Below are 15,244 nucleotides of genomic sequence, written 5' to 3'. Positions count from 1 at the left end.
TGCAACGTCGCACCCACGTCCGACGTACGGGTCGTGGTCATCGACTGCACCGACACCGGCGCATCCCCACCGACCGCCACCGACCCGACCTGGATCTTGCGGCTGACCCTCCGGTCGGCGAGCTTGGTCGGAACGGACGGCATTCCGAGAGAAATCGCAGTCATGCGCTGAGCATCCCCAAGGTGTGGATCAAGGTCCCGAGATCGGCGGGCTCCGACCTTCGAGGTTACGGCACCGGGGGGAGCCCGGAGCACACCGCATCCCGAAGTCCGCACAAACAGAGGCGCCCGGCATCGGATGTATGCCTGGTCACCGCCTGTGGTTCACCGGGCTCGATCCGCCCGATTGTCGCGCCGGGATCGTCCGTCGCGACGCGTGGCAGGCGGACGCGCCGGGCCGGGCAGACGCCGGGCCCATGGGCGCGCCGGACCGGTCGACGCCCTGGGCCGGCCCATGTCTCGGGCCGGCCCTGCCTCGGGCTCGTCAGGAGATCTTGACCGGATTGACGATGTCGGCCACCAGGACGAGCAGGGTGAAGCAGATGAAGACACCGGCGACGACATAGGCGACCGGCATCAGCTTGGCCACGTCGAAGGGGCCGGGGTCGGGGCGCTTGAAGACCCGCGCCACATTGCGGCGCAGGGACTCCCAGAGCGCTCCCGCGATGTGCCCGCCGTCGAGCGGCAGCAGGGGCAGCATGTTGAAGAGGAACAGCGAGAGGTTGAAGCCGGCCAGCAGGAACAGCATCATCGCGATCTGGTTCGTCGCCGGGACGTCCAGCGTCATCACCTCGCCGCCGATCCTGGCCGCGCCCACGACGCCGACCGGGGAGTCGGCCGCTCGCTCGCCGTCACCGAAGGCTGCGCTCCACAGGTCCGGGATCTTGGACGGGAGGGCGATGATCGAGTCGACGCCGTTCTCGATCATGTCGCCCATGCGGACGACCGAGTCGTTGAAGGAGAGCGGAACGATCTCGGTCTGGGCTGCGAAGCCGAGATACCCGGCCGGGACGTACTTGCCGGGGATCACCTCACCCTTGGAGTCCTTCTTGGCCACCGAGTTCTTCTGCAGCACGGCGTGAAGGGTCTTCTCCTGGCCGTCCCGCTGGACTGTGAGGGTGGCGGGGCCGATGGTTTCGCGGATGCGGTCGGAGAGGGTGGCCCAGTCGTCCACCTTCTGACCGTCGAAGGCGACGATCTTGTCGCCCTTCTTCAGTCCGGCGGCCTGCGCGGGTGAGACCGGGTCGCTCTTCTTGCAGCTGTCCCGCTTCTCGCTCTGCGCGATCACGCATTTCTGGACGCCCGCGACCTCGGTGGTCTGCGTCTGAAAGCCGAAGGTCATCGCCACACCGAGGAAGATCGCGACGGCCAGTACCAGGTTCATGAACGGTCCGGCGAACATGACGATCACGCGCTTCCATGGCTTGCGCGTGTAGAAGAGGCGCTTCTCGTCACCCGGTTCGAGTTCCTCGAAAGCAGCTTCTCGGGCGTCCTCGATCATTCCTCGCCACGGCGAGGTGGAGCGTGCCTCGATCCGTCCGTCCGGACCGGGCGGAAACATGCCGATCATGCGGATGTAGCCACCGGCCGGGATCGCCTTGATCCCGTATTCCGTGTCGCCCTTCTTCCGCGACCAGATGGTCGGACCGAAGCCGACCATGTACTGCGGAACGCGGATCCCGAAGAGCTTCGCGGTCGACAGGTGTCCCAGCTCGTGCCAGGCGATCGAGAACAGCAGGCCGATGGCAAAGACGACGATGCCCAGAATCGTCAACAGGACCGTCGTAATACTCATGCGCGCGCCTCCGCTGTCGCTTTCGCCGAGAGTTCCCGAGCCCGGGCCCGTGCCCAGCTCTCCGCTTCCAGGACGTCTGCGACCGTGAGTGAAGTTCCCGTGGGAGGGGTGCCGTGTTCGGCCACCACCGCCGTGACCGTATCCATGATTCCGTTGAACGGCAGCTGTCCTGACAGGAAAGCGTCCACGCACTCCTCGTTGGCGGCGTTGAACACCGCCGGCGCGGTACCGCCGAGCGCTCCTACGTGTCGGGCCAGGCCCACGGACGGGAAGGCGTCGTTGTCGAGCGGGAAGAACTCCCAGCTGGACGACTTCGACCAGTCGAAAGCGGGTGCCGCGTCCGGGATGCGCTCCGGCCAGCCCAGGCCGATGGCGATCGGTCCGCGCATGTCCGGCGGGGTGGCCTGGGCGAGGGTGGAGCCGTCCGTGAACTCCACCATGGAGTGAACGTACGACTGGGGGTGGACGACGACCTCGATCCGGTCGAACGGGATGTCGTAGAGAAGATGCGCCTCGATGACCTCCAGTCCCTTGTTGACCAGAGTGGCGGAGTTGATCGTGATCACCGGGCCCATGGCCCAGGTGGGGTGCGCGAGCGCCTGCTCACGTGTGACGCTCGCCAGCTCGCTCTTCGTCCGTCCCCGGAACGGGCCGCCGGATGCGGTGACGACAAGCTTCCGGACATCGGCCCGGGTGCCGGCGGCGAGCGCCTGGAAGAGCGCGGCGTGCTCGGAGTCGACCGGGATGATCTGGCCCGGCTTGGCCAGGGCCTTCACCAGCGGCCCGCCCACGATCAGCGATTCCTTGTTGGCGAGGGCGAGCGTGCGGCCCGCCTCCAGCGCGGCGAGCGTGGGGGCCAGACCGATCGAGCCGGTGATTCCGTTGAGCACGGTGTGGCAGTCGCTCCCGGCGAGCTGCGTGGCGGCGTCGGGACCCGCCAGGATCTCGGGCAGCGGCTCACCGGCCCCGTACTGCTCACGCAGCGCCTCGCGCAGGGCCGGCGCCGCCTCCGGTGCGGCAACGGCCACGGTGCGCACCCTCAGCTGCCGGGCCTGCTCGGCCAGGAGGGCAACCCGGCCGCCCGCGGCAGAGAGCGCGGTGACGCGGAAGCGGTCGGGGTTACGCAACACCAGGTCGATGGCCTGGGTGCCGATGGACCCGGTGGAGCCGAGGATGACGAGATCCCGGCGTCCTTCCACTGCGTCGAAGACGAGGTGCGGGTCGGCGAGGGGGGCTGGGCTGTCGCTCATGCCCCCCATTGTTGCCGCATCGGCCCGGCAGGCGGACAGCGCGTCCCCGGAGACCTCCGGGAGGAGCAGCTCAGGAAGCGTTCCTGTGAATTCCGGCAGCCTCTGGGCGGCGGCCCACCAGGCGTCGACGTCCTCGCCGAGGGCGGCGCGGGTGAGCGCCGTGGCGCGAGCATGGGCGGCTGTGACGGCTTCGGGCAGGTCGAAGCGTTCCAGGTGACCGAGCCACCAGCTCTCGTCCAGGGCCCGAAGCGCTGGGGCGCCGTGGAGGATCACATCGTCGCCGGTGAGCAGGCCGGCGGCCAGAGCCTGCTTGCGCCGGGCCGTTTGCGACCACCCCTCGATGTGTGCGAGGTCCGCGACCACGGCGTCCCTGACCCGGTGGGCTTGGCCGCCAAGGCGTGCCAGGTCACGACCACGGGTCCGGGCGGCGCCTCGGCGCCCCCTGTCGGGCACGGACAGGACGCGGTCGATCTCGCGTTGCACCGCAGCCCGCTCGGCGTCGTTCCACCGCAGCCCTCCTCGTACCTCAACGGCAGGCAGCAGCAGGGTGCGGTCGAGCGGGGCATGGTGTCGGACCAGTTCGGCGGGGGTGATCGCGCCGGTCCTGACCGCTCGCACGGCCGGGCGGTACCACCAACGGCTGTACGAGCGAGTCCCCCGGGTGTCGAGAAGCGCGAGCACCACCTCGCGCGGGCACTCATCGCTGAGGATCAGCGCTTCGACGGCACCCGGGGGCAGTGGCTCACGCCGGTGCTCGGCCACCAGCAGGCCGAGGTCGAGGCGGTGCGGAGCGTCCAGGATCCGCAGGGCATGGCGAACGCGTTGATGGCCTCTCAAGAGTGAGATGAGCTCCCGGGTGCCCAGCTCGGGTACATGCGCGGCGGGAGCGATGGCGCGACGCATGATGCCGGTGGTGCGCCGGTGGGCATACACCGCCCGGTCCACCTCGTACTCCTGGTGTTCCAACAGCCCGAGCAGTACGCCTCGTTCGGTCTGTTTGTTGCGCGCCAGAGCGACTCGGTCGCCGGTGGTTCCGCCGTCGAGTACGTACTCGACGACGGCCGGTGTCGTGGTGTGGCCGACGAGGAGCTCCTCGCGCTGCTGTGTTTCGAGACGGTCCAGCAATGCCGGGACGACGACAGTGGGGGCGTGCCGGATCAACTGGGCGAGTGCGGAGATCATGATGCGCGGAACTTCGCCCGTTGCGCGGTCATGACGTCCTGTGGAATGCCGCCCATGTCCATGGTGCCGGTGGTTCCGCCGCGGAAGGCGAGGTTGGTGGAGCCGGAACGAACGACGGTGAGGTAGTCGTACAGTTCCGACTTCTCCTTCACGCTGCGGACGGTGAAGCGGTACGCCTTCACACCGTCGGCTTCGGCTGCGAACTCGGGATCCCAGACGGGCTCGACCTTCACATACTTCGCGCGTGCAATGGCACCCTCTTCGGCGAACGCGACCGCCTTCAGCTGCGCCTCGGTGAGCGTCCTCGGCGCGTGCGCTGCCGCAGAGGACGTGCCCTTCTTCTTCGAGTCGTCGGACCCACCAGACGCCTCCTCGTTGCTGCACGCGCCTGCACCCAGGGCCATAACGACCGCAACCATCACGGCCACCGCCCGACACCGCCGCCCACGTTGACCCCGCACACCGAACATCGCTGCCCCCATTTCGCTGCCGGTCCCCATGCCCCTTTGGTTCTGCAGTTCTGGATCAGTTCTCGCTCGACGCCCGATTGCACTGCATGCCCGTGGTCCGGGCTCACTCCGTCGACCACAGAAGCATCAGGGACCTTTGCGGCCACGAACAGTGATCTTTCGTCAGGGCCTTTCCTTACTTTCGTCAGGGGCGTCGGCGGCCGGTGATCGATGACGCTGTGGTCATGCGAATCAGGTGAGCTGACGGCAGAGGGGTGGGCGGCGTGAACATGAAATCTCCCACGGGCGGCGTGGGCCCAGGAACCCTAACGGTTCGTGAGATCCGTGAAATCCGCGAACGCCTCATGAAACTGCGGGAACGTCTTCCGTACACAGCCCGGGTCGTCGTAGGTGATGCCGGGAACGCGCAGACCGGCAACGGCGAACGACATGACGATGCGGTGGTCGCCGTGGGTGGCGATCTCGGTGGGGCGGGGTGCGCCGGGATGGATCTCGATCCAGTCGGGGCCCGTATCGACGGTGATGCCCATGCGTCGGAGGTTCTCCGCGCAGGCTTCCAGACGGTCGCACTCCTTCACCCGGGTATTGCCGACATCCTCGATGCGCACGGGCCCCGAGGCGAAGGGGGCGAGCGCCGCCAGCGTCGGCATGGTGTCGGAGATGTCGCGCATATTTACCGTGAGGCCGGAGAGCTCGCCACCGGAGCGGACGGTGGTGGAATCGGCAGTGGTGCGCACATCGGCGCCCATGCGGCCCAGCACGTCGACGAACCGCAGGTCGCCCTGGAGTGCGTCCGTCCCGAGGCCGCGGACGGTGACCTCGTGCCCGGTGAGGGCTGCGGCGGCGAAGAAGTAGCTGGCCGTGGAGGCGTCGGGTTCGACGGTGTACGTAGTGGCCCGGTAACCGCCGGGCGGCACGGTGAAGACATTGTTGTCGTGGCCACTGCGGGTTACCTCGACGCCGAAGCTGCGCATCATCGCGAGGGTGATCTCGATGTACGGGGCGGAGACCAGGTCGGTGACGGTGATCCGGAGTCCTTCCGCGGTCAGCGGCCCGAGCATCAGGAGTGCGGTGAGGTACTGGGAGGACTGCCCCGCGTCCAGGGTGAGTGCGCCTCCCCTGATCCCGGCGGCGACGATCCGCAGCGGATGGTGGCCTTCGGCAGCCTCATGATGCAGCTCGACGCCGAGCGTACGCAGGGCCTCGGTGAGCGGGGCAAGTGGGCGGCGGCGCATCTGCGCGGAGGCGTCGAAGCGGTACGTGCCGGCGGCTGCGGCTGCGGCAAGGGTGGGCAGGAAGCGGGCCGTGGTGGCGCCGTCGCGACAGTAGATATCGGCCTCGGTGGTGGCGGGTCCGGCCGGGCGGCCCCCGATGTGCCAGCGGTCCGCTTCCTGCGCGACCTCGTAACCGAGGGACGAAAGGCCCTCGGAAAAGCCCTCGGTGTCATCCGAGCGCAGTGGGCGCACGAGGGTGGTGATGCCGTCCGCGGCAGCAGCCAGGAACAGGGCACGTGCGGTGACGGATTTGGAACCGGGGATGTCGATGACGGTCACGGGACCCCATCCTGCCGTGCGGCACACGGCCGGGCGGGGGGCGTCCAGCGAGTGGACGCCCCCCGCCCGACCCGACCGGTCGGCTCGATGGACCGGCGGTCAGCGGATGGGACGGTGGACGTTGTCCTTGGTTGCCGGGCCGGGGGTGGCGTCGGCGATCCAGGGGCCCTCACCGCTCGGGTCGACGACACCCTGTTCCAGCCAGAGGTACGCCCCGGACAGGACGCCGTCGACCACGCGCCGGTCGAGCTGATCGGTGTTGGACCACAGGCGGGTGAAGAGTTCCTCGACGCGAATGCGGGACTGGTGGCAGAAGGCGTCGGCGAGTTGATAGGCCTCCCGGCCGTGCTCGTCGGTGGTGCGCAGAAGCTCGGCACGGACACAGGCGGCGCTCATCGCGAAGAGTTCGGCACCGATGTCGACGATCCTGCCGAGAAAACCCTGCTTGGTCTCCATGCGTCCCTGCCAGCGCGACATCGCATAGAAGGTGGAGCGGGCCAGTTTGCGGGCAGAGCGTTCGACGTAGCGCAGATGGGTGGACAGGTCCGGGTGCCCGGGCGGATGGAACTCGGTGTAGGTGCGCGGCAGTTGCCCTGGTCCGGTGACAAGCTTGGGCAACCAGCGGGCGTAGAAGCCGGCGGCGTTCGCCCCCGCCTTCGCCTTGGCCGAGAGGGGCTTGTCGGGGTCGATAAGATCTCCGGCGACCTTCAGGTGGGCGTCGACGGCCTCGCGGGCGATCAGCAGATGCATGATCTCTGTCGAGCCCTCGAAGATCCGATTGATCCGCAGGTCGCGGAGGAGCTGTTCTGCGGGCACGGCCCGTTCGCCCCTGGCGGCGAGGGAGTCGGCGGTCTCGAAGCCCCGGCCGCCCCGGATCTGGACCAGTTCGTCGGCCATGAGACAGCCCATCTCGGAGCCGTACAGCTTGGCCAGGGCTGCCTCGATCCGGATGTCGTTGCGATCCTCGTCCGCCATCTGGGAGGCGAGGTCGACAACTGCTTCCAGGGCGAATGTGGTGGCCGCGATGAAAGAGATCTTGGCACCGACGGCTTCGTGCCGGGCGACCGGCCTGCCCCATTGTTCGCGGGCCGCCGACCATTCGCGGGCGATCTTCAGGCACCACTTTCCCGCGCCGACGCACATGGCGGGGAGCGACAGCCGGCCCGTGTTGAGCGTGGTGAGGGCGATCTTGAGACCGGCTCCCTCGGGGCCGATGCGGTTGGCGGCCGGGACCCGGACGCGGTGGAAGCGGGTCACACCGTTCTCGAGCCCGCGCAGCCCCATGAAGGCATTGCGGTTCTCCACGGTGATGCCCGGGGCGTCCGCCTCGACGACGAACGCGGTGATGCCGCCCTTGTGACCGACCGACTTCGGGACACGGGCCATGACGACCAGCAGGTCGGCGACGACACCATTGGTCGTCCACAGCTTCACACCGTCGAGGATGTAGTCGGGACCGTCCGGCACGGCCGAGGTGGCGAGCCGGGCAGGGTCGGAGCCGACATCCGGTTCGGTGAGAAGAAACGCCGAGATGTCGGTGCGGGCGAGCCGGGGAAGGAACGTGTCCTTCTGCTCCTGACTGCCGAAGAGCTTCAGCGGCTGCGGCACGCCGATGGACTGGTGGGCGGAGAGAAGCGCGCCGATCGCCGGGTTGGCGGAGCCGACCAGGGCGAGCGCCCTGTTGTAGTAGACCTGGGTCAGTCCCAGGCCACCGTACTTCGGGTCGATCTTCATCCCGAGGGCGCCGAGTTCCTTGAGGCCGTTGATGACCTCGTCGGGGATCTTCGCCTCACGCTCGATCAGAGCGCCGTCGATCTTGGTTTCGCAGAAATCACGCAACCGGGCGAGGAACGCCTCGCCGCGCCGGACGTCGTCGCCGGGCGGCAGTGGATGTGGATGGATCAGGTCCAGCCGGAAGCGGCCGAGGAAGAGTTCCTTGGCGAAACTGGGCTTGCGCCAGTCCTGCTCGCGTGCGGCTTCGGCCACTTGACGCGCTTCACGCTCTGTGACCTTGGGCGTGTTCTTCGGAGCGGATGGTGCGGACATGAGGAGCTCACCTCGCCGCGTTGTCGGTGGGCGGACCCGGCCGGTCCGCGCGGGGCGCGCATGCGCGCCTGCCGAGGCATACCAACCGGTGCTACTCGTCCGTATGTACCCGATTCCTGCCTGCCTCACCAGCCCCCGGACGCCGATCGGGTCGAGAGCCACTCCAGTGGCACGTTCAGCGGGCGAACTGCGGTCGGGCCTGGATCGAGGGAGAAGCAGGAACGGCCGGAGCCCCCGCACAGAGGGGACCCACTTCTGCAGGGGCATGAACCAGGCCGCCCCGAAGATCGAGTGCAGGGCCTCGTCCACGGGACAGCCGACGAAAGTCCTCGACAAAGTTGCCGCCTGCTGCCGAAGAATCTCCGGCCCAGGCCATTAGGAGGAGCTCACCAGGATCCCCGCCCATGGACACCATGGGCGGGGATTCCTCTCCGCAATGCCGCGCTGCCCGTGTGGATCATCTCGCTGGTGCTTTCCGTGGGAATCGCGTCCTGGGGCACCGTACGTGGGCTGCGCACCATGGCCCGCCGGATGTTCAGCATCGTGGAGCCGTACGGGCAGTGCCGCATGGTGGCCGACGACCGCGCCGCGGTCAGCACCGGTGAGCGGGTGTCCTTCTCCATCGAATGGACGGTGTTCCGGGAGAATGTGGAGACCCCCGGGCTCTTCGTGCTGCTGGGCGGCGAGCGCGCGGCCGGAGTCACGGTGCTGCCCAAGCGGGGGCCCAGGACTCCGCGGACGTGGACCGGCTCCGGGCGATCCTGGACCGGACCCTCGAGCGGCTCCAGGCCGCCGGGTCGGGTGACTCGGATCCGATTCAGGACTTCGATCGCCTCCGGGACCACCCGGCGCCTACGCCCTGCGCGTCACCTTCTTGACCAGCCGGGCCAGACCTGAGGATCCGCCACTGGCCTCGTTCAGCGCCTTCTCCAGCTGGGCGAAGTGGTCCTTGCGGGTCCGGCTCAGGTATTCGTTCGAGGTCAGCGGCTTGGCTATCTTCCAGGCGCGGCGGTGGTCACCCTCGTAGTGGGCGACATAGGCCTTGGCGAGTTCGACCACGGCCTTGAACGGGATCCCGTCGGTGTAGTCCCGGTCGACGACATCCTGGACGGCCGACATCAGCTTCAGCTTCTCATCGGTGTCGAAGGCATCCTCGGCTATGGCCCGCAGCACGTCCTGCGGGATCGGCTTGATCACCTCGAAGGCCAGTGTGGAGCGGATGGGCGGCCCGGCAATCTCGATGTACGGCAGCAGCAGACCGGTGCTGTAGTGCAGCCACGGCAGCCGGGGGCTGGCGAAGTCCTGGTGCAGCACAACGGAGCCTGGCTCCAGGCGGGGCAGGAAGCGCTCGGCCACACAGCGGAAGACCCGCGCCGTCTTGGCGATGTCGACATGCAGGAACTCGATGGGGCTGTGATCTTCGGGATCGGAGGTCTGCCAGATGTCGCCGGGGTGCAGCTCGATGAAGTCGATGAACGGCTTCAGCTTGTCCTTGAAATCTTCGAGAAAGGAGTTGGTGTCCTCGGGCGCGGCCCCGGCCGAGAAGAATTTCTCGGAGGCGAAGGTGCCCTTTCCGACCCGGAAGAAGTCGTACGCGTGCAGCTTGTTGGTCTTCTTGTCGAAGTCCGGGTTCTCCTTGAGACCGAGTGCGAGCGCGTACGTCGATCCACCGCCGCCCGATCCGAGCTCGATCACCTTGCCCTCTCCACTCAGCCGATGGCGTCCCAACAGGTAGAGAAAGCGCAATTCCCATGCGCTCACCTGGGAGTAAGGGATTGCGTCCGGGAGTTCAACGTCGTCGAGCTGAAGGCAGAGCTTGCTGAGGGGTGCCACGGGTACCTCGCGGTCTCAGTCGGATGGACGGGCGCGATAGTAACGTCGTGCGCCGGATACCCGTCGGCGAAAACCGGCGATGGATTCGAGGATTTCCCCGGCCGTCATACTCCGGATGAACGGTGTTGGGCCGACGTTCCTCTTCTGAATCGGAGCGCGGCCGATCTCGGCTTCGAGTGGCCGCGTGGCGAACGCCGTACTCGCGTAGCACCTTTTAGACGCCTCAGGGATCAGTACGGTCCGGGCTTCGGCGGGGCGACAGCAGCTGGCTCGCGGCAATGAGGAGGAGACCAGTGAGCGAAAGGGCGTTTCCGCCGAAGAAGCGGATTTCCCAGGAGGCGCTCGGCAGGATTCGGAAGTAGAAGAGGCCCTGTACCAGTGGGCATGCGCCCGCTGCCAGGGCGCCGAGGCCGTGGAGCTGGGGCCTGGTGACGTGGCGGCGCGCCGCGGGCAGGATCCACCCGGTCCGGAGCGTCACGATTCCCGATGCGATCGCCAGCAGCCCCATGAGCATGCCCGCTCCTACCACCCATGCCATGAGTCCGCTCCGCTTTCCGATCAGGTGAGGTCCGGAACACGCGTGACGCCCGTTCCGGGGTTGCCCATATGGTCGTCGGACCTGGCGGGGCTCGGCAATGCCAGGTCCCGGCAACCTGAGACGCGTTTCCACTGCCGTTGCGACCGACGGATGAGGACGAGGCACCGCCGGCGAGCGTGGCAGACATGGGCCGCGTCCCCATCGGTGTCCTCCAGCCGCACAGGGCGATCGACGGCTCGTACCGGAAGCGGTACGCGCTTCAACGGTGGTCACCGGAAACCCGGTCCGGCCCGAGGTGTTCACCGGTGCCGGGACGGTCGCCGAGCTGACCGCGCTCGGCAAGACAGCCGTTGTCGTCCCTCGCCACGTCGGCCGGAAATGCAAGGAGTGCCGGCAGGGCCGGCGCAGCCGGGCCATCGCCCGTACCCCGACCCTCACGCGGGACGAGGCCCTTCGCACCTGGGCCGGCCGGATGCGGCCACCGCCGCCCCGGGCCACCCTTGGAGTTATGGCAACACCACCGATCACCATCCAGCCACCCACCCCGTCCGGCGCCCGCCCCGTGATCGTGCACATCAACAATCGTGACGAACGGCTCGGACTCGCTCACAGCGATCACGACCTCATCGTGTTCCTCGCCGACGCCGGGCTGAAAGACCCGAAACGGATCCTCGACAACCCGGCCGTGGTCCGGTGGCAGGGAGCCGCAGCGCACAGATACGAAACTGCGTGATGCGCGGCGCGCACGAGCAGCCGAGCGGGCACACCCTGGATGCATGATGAACGCCCCGATAGTCGTGCATCGCTCCGCACCGTCCGGCGGCCGGGCGGTCACCATCAACGGAGAGATCGCCGGGCTCGCCCACGACGACCGCGACCTCGTCGAATTCCTCCGGCGGGCCGGGATCTACGACGCCGAGCATTGCCTCGACGACCCGCACTGGATCGAATGGCGCGGCGGCCGGGCCCATCGGTACGAAGCGGCATAGGACCGGGCACACCCCGACCCTCCCGTCTCCCGTAGGGAGGGTCGGGATCTGCCGGTCCCCGGAGCGCTCGTCGTGAGCCGAGGTCACACCGCGTGTTCCACAGTGTTCCCACTACGCCACAGGAACCAGCCAAGATCCGACCATCACCGCAGGTCAGGGTGCAGATACGCAGGAACGGCCGGAGCCCCCGCACAGTGGGCTCCGGCCGTTCTGCCGCCTGCTGTCGTGCTGTCCAGGCGGATTACAGGCGGCTCTGTCGGATCGGTTCGATCCGGTCTGCGGGCTAGTGCCCCTCCCGGCAGGCTTTGCCGGTCACGGCACTAGAGGGCGAGGCCGGTGAGGACCAGCACGCGCTCGTAGGTGTAGTCGTCCATCGCGTAGCGGACACCCTCACGGCCGACGCCGGACTGCTTGGCTCCGCCGTACGGCATCTGGTCCGCGCGGTAGGAGGGGACGTCGCCGATGATCACGCCGCCGACCTCAAGGGCCCGGTGCGCACGGAACGCGGTCTGCAGGTCGTGGGTGAACACACCTGCCTGCAGGCCGTACTTCGAGGAGTTGACGGAGGCGAAGGCCTCGGCCTCGCCGTCCACCTTCTGTACGGACAGGACCGGTCCGAAGACCTCCTCGCAGGAGAGCTTGACGCCGTCCGGGAGTTCCGCAAGGACGGTCGGCGCGTAGGTGGCACCGTCCCGCTTGCCGCCGGTGAGCAGCTGGGCGCCTGCCTGCACAGCCTCGTCCACCCAGGACTCGACGCGCTTGGCGGCGTCCTCGCTGACGAGCGGGCCGACGTCGGTGGCAGCGTCGGACGGGTCGCCGGTGACCTGGGCCTCGACAGCCGCGACGATCTTCGGGACGAGCCGGTCGTAGACCGAGGCGTCCGCGATGACGCGCTGCACCGAGATGCAGGACTGGCCGCCCTGGTAGTTGGAGAAGGTCGCGATCCGGCTCGCGGCCCAGTCCAGGTCCTCGTCGGAGGCGTAGTCGCCGAGGACGACCGCCGCACCGTTGCCGCCCAGCTCCAGGGTGCAGTGCTTGCGCGGCACCGACTCCAGGATGGAGTAGCCGACCGGGCCGGAACCCGTGAAGGAGATCACGGGCAGGCGCTCGTCCTGGACGAGGGCGGGCATCCGGTCGTTGGGCACCGTGAGCACGGACCACGAACCGGCCGGGAGGTCGGTCTCGGCCAGCAGCTCGCCGAGGATCAGCGACGAGATCGGGGTGGCCGGGGCGGGCTTCAGGATGATCGGGGCGCCGACGGCAATGGCCGGGGCGACCTTGTGGGCGCTCAGGTTCAGCGGGAAGTTGAAGGGCGCGATACCGAGGACCGTGCCGCGCGGGAAGCGCCGGGTCAGCCCGAGACGGCCGGTGCCACCGGCGTCGGTGTCGAGACGCTGGGCGTCGCCGCCGTTGAAGCGACGGGCCTCCTCGGAGGCGAACCGGAACACGGAGACGGCGCGGCCGACCTCGCCGCGCGCCCACTTGATGGGCTTGCCGTTCTCGGCGGAGATCAGCTGGGCGATCTCCTCGGTGCGCTCCACGAGACGCCGTACGACGTGGTCGAGGGCGGCGGCGCGGACGTGGGCGGGCGTCGCGGCGAACTCCTCGCGCACGGCGTGCGCGGCGGCGACGGCCTCCTCGATCTGCGCGTCGGTCGGCACACTGACCGTACCGACGAGACGGCCGTCCCAGGGGTTGGTGACGTCGAAGCTGTCCTCGCCGGTGGCCTGGCGGCCGGCGAGCCAGAAGGCGTGGGTGGAAGTCATGGAGGTTCCGGCCCTTCGGAGTCGTGGGGTGTCTTGCCCCCACCGTAGGGCCGGACCGTCGACCTGACGCTTGTCCGCCATGGAGCGAAGGGCAGCAGGCATGCGCCGGTTTGTCGGATGACCCGCGCCCGTCGGAACGGTTTGCCCCAACCGTCCGGCGCGCGGGCACCCTCAGGCGACGGCCGGGCTCCGTGTCACGGCATCGACGGTGAGCTGGTGGCCTTCAGCGCCAGCCACAGTTCCATCCGGACATCCGGATCGTCCAGGGACCGGCCGAGAATCTCCTCCACGCGCCGCATTCGGTAGCGCAGGGTGTGGCGGTGCACGCCCAGGTCGGCTGCGGCCGCGTCCCACTGCCCGTGGTGGGAGAGCCAGGCACGCAGCGAGGCGACCAGGTCTCCGCGCCCCTTCGCATCGTGCTCGTACAAGGCGCGGAGCATGCCGTCCGCGAAGGCCCGTACCGCGTCGTCCGCGAGCAGTGGCAGAACCGAGCCGGCCGCCAGCTCTTCGTGCTCGACGAGGGCCCTGCCCCGGCGGCGGGCGACCGAGAGTGCCTGTTCGGCCTGCTTGTATGCGGCGGAGACGGCGATCGGACCCGCCGGTGCGGACAGCCCGACCACCACTCCCCCTTCCTCGGGCGTCTTCTGATCGCGTGGGGCCCGCTCGTCCTGTGCCTCCGCATATGCCGTGCACGCGGCGACAGCCGCACCACCGTCCGCGGCGAGGACGACGAGCCGCTCGCCCTCGGGAACCGTCAACAGCGCCTCGCCGGCCCGGAAGGCCGCCGCCTCCATCGCCTCACCGAGCAGCGCCGGTGTCGACGGCTCGGTCGCCTCCGCGATCAGCAGCCGGAAAGGAGCATCGAGCAGCCCTCCGTACAGGTCCCCGGCAACGGCCCGCGCGTGGTCCGGCTGGCCGGCCAGGAGCATCCTCAGCACCGCCGCGCCGAGCCGCTGCTCAGCGCCCTGGAGGGAGCGCGAGCGGGCGGTGGTGAGGGTCAGCAGGGCGACGGCCGAGTGCACGGCGTACCGCTCGGCGGTACCGAGAGCCGAACCGGTGCCCACGGCCAGGGCGCCCCGGGCCCTGCGGCCGGTGCCCAAGGTCTGGAGCTCGACCCGGTCGTCGGTGTCGCCGACGACCACGCTCGCCGGAGCAGGGCGCTCTCGCAGGCGCTCGACGTCGGGGGTGAGCCGGGCGGCACGCCGGGCGGCCCAGTCGGGGGCGGCAGCCACGACAGCACCGGAGGCGTCGTACAGCGCGGCCCAGCCGTCGACCTGTGCGGCGAGCCGAGTGAGGAGTTCGGCGGGTCCGTCCCCCGCGAGTGCGGCCCTGGTCAGATCCCGCTGGGCCTCGAACCCCGCTGTCACCGCCCGGTACTGGTCGGCGGCGATCTCCGACGAAACGGCCTTGGCGATGGCGAGGAACGGGGTGCGGCGCGGCACTTCCAGGATCGGCAGCCCGGCCTCCTCCCCGGCGTCGATGAGCGGCTGGGGTACGTCGTCGTAGTTGACGCCCACGGCGAAGCCCAGCCCGACAACCCCGGCGCCGGCCAGCCGTCGCACGTACCGCCGCATCGCTTCGGGGTTCTCCGCGTCGAGGTTGGTGGCGGTGACGAGAAGGAGTTCCCCACCCTCCATGTAAGGGACGGGGTCGGCGAGCTCGCTGGCATGCGCCCAGCGCACGGGCTGGTCGAGCCGGTCCGCCCCCGCACGCACCGTGAGTCTGAGCGCCGAGTGCTGGACGAGCGAGGCGAGTGTGGGGGGCATGGAGACCGCAGGACCTTCAGGAGTCGATTTCGCCGTCCCGTACGAACGGCTCCTCCC

Annotated in this window: 13 protein-coding genes; 3 read left to right on the top strand and 10 right to left on the bottom strand. The window is 69.0% G+C overall.

Going from position 1 to position 15,244, the window contains the following annotated elements:
• From ACFU8W_RS31960 to ACFU8W_RS31935, 6 genes are all read right to left on the bottom strand, one after another.
• Nucleotides 1-164, bottom strand: a 164-nt coding sequence (locus ACFU8W_RS31960; RefSeq protein WP_356646833.1) for a flavodoxin-dependent (E)-4-hydroxy-3-methylbut-2-enyl-diphosphate synthase, incomplete at its 3' end; no start/stop codon positions are given.
• Between the two features lie 319 nt (nt 165-483).
• Nucleotides 484-1,794 (bottom strand): RIP metalloprotease, encoded by a 1,311-nt coding sequence (locus ACFU8W_RS31955; protein WP_266980927.1) that lies wholly within the window; start codon nt 1,792-1,794, stop codon nt 484-486.
• Nucleotides 1,791-3,053 (bottom strand): 1-deoxy-D-xylulose-5-phosphate reductoisomerase, encoded by a 1,263-nt coding sequence (gene dxr / locus ACFU8W_RS31950; RefSeq protein ID WP_384044494.1) that lies wholly within the window; start codon nt 3,051-3,053, stop codon nt 1,791-1,793. The genes ACFU8W_RS31955 and dxr overlap by 4 nt, the downstream gene beginning before the upstream one ends.
• Nucleotides 3,054-4,222: 1,169 nt before the next feature.
• Nucleotides 4,223-4,645 carry a hypothetical protein gene (locus ACFU8W_RS31945; RefSeq protein WP_384044471.1) on the bottom strand — a complete coding sequence of 141 codons (423 nt, stop codon included), beginning with the start codon at nt 4,643-4,645 and terminating at the stop codon, nt 4,223-4,225.
• A gap of 356 nt (nt 4,646-5,001) precedes the next feature.
• Complete coding sequence (aroA, locus tag ACFU8W_RS31940) at nt 5,002-6,249, bottom strand: 3-phosphoshikimate 1-carboxyvinyltransferase (protein WP_384044468.1); 1,248 nt, start codon at nt 6,247-6,249, stop codon at nt 5,002-5,004.
• A 99-nt stretch (nt 6,250-6,348) separates the two neighbouring features.
• Entirely contained in the window at nt 6,349-8,295 is a 1,947-nt protein-coding gene (locus ACFU8W_RS31935) for an acyl-CoA dehydrogenase family protein (RefSeq protein WP_345514449.1), read from the bottom strand.
• Between the two features lie 468 nt (nt 8,296-8,763).
• On the opposite strand from ACFU8W_RS31935, the gene ACFU8W_RS31930 reads away from it, so the two are divergent.
• Nucleotides 8,764-9,192, top strand: coding sequence for a hypothetical protein (locus ACFU8W_RS31930; protein ID WP_384044465.1), 429 nt, complete (start codon nt 8,764-8,766; stop codon nt 9,190-9,192).
• Here the strand turns inward: ACFU8W_RS31930 and ACFU8W_RS31925 are convergent.
• Entirely contained in the window at nt 9,148-10,128 is a 981-nt protein-coding gene (locus ACFU8W_RS31925; RefSeq protein WP_384044462.1) for a class I SAM-dependent methyltransferase, read from the bottom strand. The two genes, ACFU8W_RS31930 and ACFU8W_RS31925, sit on opposite strands and share 45 nt — an antisense overlap.
• 223 nt (nt 10,129-10,351) lie before the next feature.
• Nucleotides 10,352-10,666, bottom strand: a complete 315-nt coding sequence (locus ACFU8W_RS31920; RefSeq protein WP_384044459.1) for a hypothetical protein — start codon at nt 10,664-10,666, stop codon at nt 10,352-10,354.
• A 265-nt stretch (nt 10,667-10,931) separates the two neighbouring features.
• Between ACFU8W_RS31920 and ACFU8W_RS31915 the strand changes: the two genes are divergently transcribed.
• Together ACFU8W_RS31915 and ACFU8W_RS31910 are read left to right on the top strand one after the other, a co-directional pair.
• The gene (locus ACFU8W_RS31915; protein ID WP_384044456.1) at nt 10,932-11,399 is read left to right on the top strand and encodes a hypothetical protein; all 468 of its coding nucleotides are present in this window, start codon (nt 10,932-10,934) and stop codon (nt 11,397-11,399) included.
• A gap of 46 nt (nt 11,400-11,445) precedes the next feature.
• The gene (locus ACFU8W_RS31910; protein WP_384044491.1) at nt 11,446-11,655 is read left to right on the top strand and encodes a hypothetical protein; all 210 of its coding nucleotides are present in this window, start codon (nt 11,446-11,448) and stop codon (nt 11,653-11,655) included.
• Between the two features lie 320 nt (nt 11,656-11,975).
• On the opposite strand, the gene ACFU8W_RS31905 is transcribed toward ACFU8W_RS31910, so the two are convergent.
• Both ACFU8W_RS31905 and ACFU8W_RS31900 read right to left on the bottom strand, forming a co-directional pair.
• Nucleotides 11,976-13,421, bottom strand: a complete 1,446-nt coding sequence (locus tag ACFU8W_RS31905) for an aldehyde dehydrogenase family protein (RefSeq protein WP_037689742.1) — start codon at nt 13,419-13,421, stop codon at nt 11,976-11,978.
• 194 nt (nt 13,422-13,615) lie between these two features.
• The gene (locus ACFU8W_RS31900; protein ID WP_384044453.1) at nt 13,616-15,187 is read right to left on the bottom strand and encodes a PucR family transcriptional regulator; all 1,572 of its coding nucleotides are present in this window, start codon (nt 15,185-15,187) and stop codon (nt 13,616-13,618) included.
• Nucleotides 15,188-15,244 lie beyond the last annotated feature (57 nt).

It is taken from the genome of Streptomyces sp. NPDC057565, assembly GCF_042801455.1.
In the GTDB taxonomy this organism is placed as follows: domain Bacteria; phylum Actinomycetota; class Actinomycetes; order Streptomycetales; family Streptomycetaceae; genus Streptomyces; species Streptomyces yanii.
The sequence above is the reverse complement of the archived record's forward strand: the minus strand, read 5'-3'. Positions and strand labels throughout refer to the sequence as shown.

Excerpts from the sequence above, each read along its gene's own strand:
- ACFU8W_RS31955 (WP_266980927.1), bottom strand. The coding sequence starts at position 1,794 with ATGAGTATTACGACGGTCCTGTTGACGATTCTGGGCATCGTCGTCTTT.
- dxr (WP_384044494.1), bottom strand. The coding sequence starts at position 3,053 with ATGGGGGGCATGAGCGACAGCCCAGCCCCCCTCGCCGACCCGCACCTC.
- ACFU8W_RS31945 (WP_384044471.1), bottom strand. The coding sequence starts at position 4,645 with ATGGTTGCGGTCGTTATGGCCCTGGGTGCAGGCGCGTGCAGCAACGAG.
- ACFU8W_RS31935 (WP_345514449.1), bottom strand. The coding sequence starts at position 8,295 with ATGTCCGCACCATCCGCTCCGAAGAACACGCCCAAGGTCACAGAGCGT.
- ACFU8W_RS31920 (WP_384044459.1), bottom strand. The coding sequence starts at position 10,666 with ATGGCATGGGTGGTAGGAGCGGGCATGCTCATGGGGCTGCTGGCGATC.
- ACFU8W_RS31910 (WP_384044491.1), top strand. The coding sequence starts at position 11,446 with ATGAACGCCCCGATAGTCGTGCATCGCTCCGCACCGTCCGGCGGCCGG.
- ACFU8W_RS31905 (WP_037689742.1), bottom strand. The coding sequence starts at position 13,421 with ATGACTTCCACCCACGCCTTCTGGCTCGCCGGCCGCCAGGCCACCGGC.
- ACFU8W_RS31900 (WP_384044453.1), bottom strand. The coding sequence starts at position 15,187 with ATGCCCCCCACACTCGCCTCGCTCGTCCAGCACTCGGCGCTCAGACTC.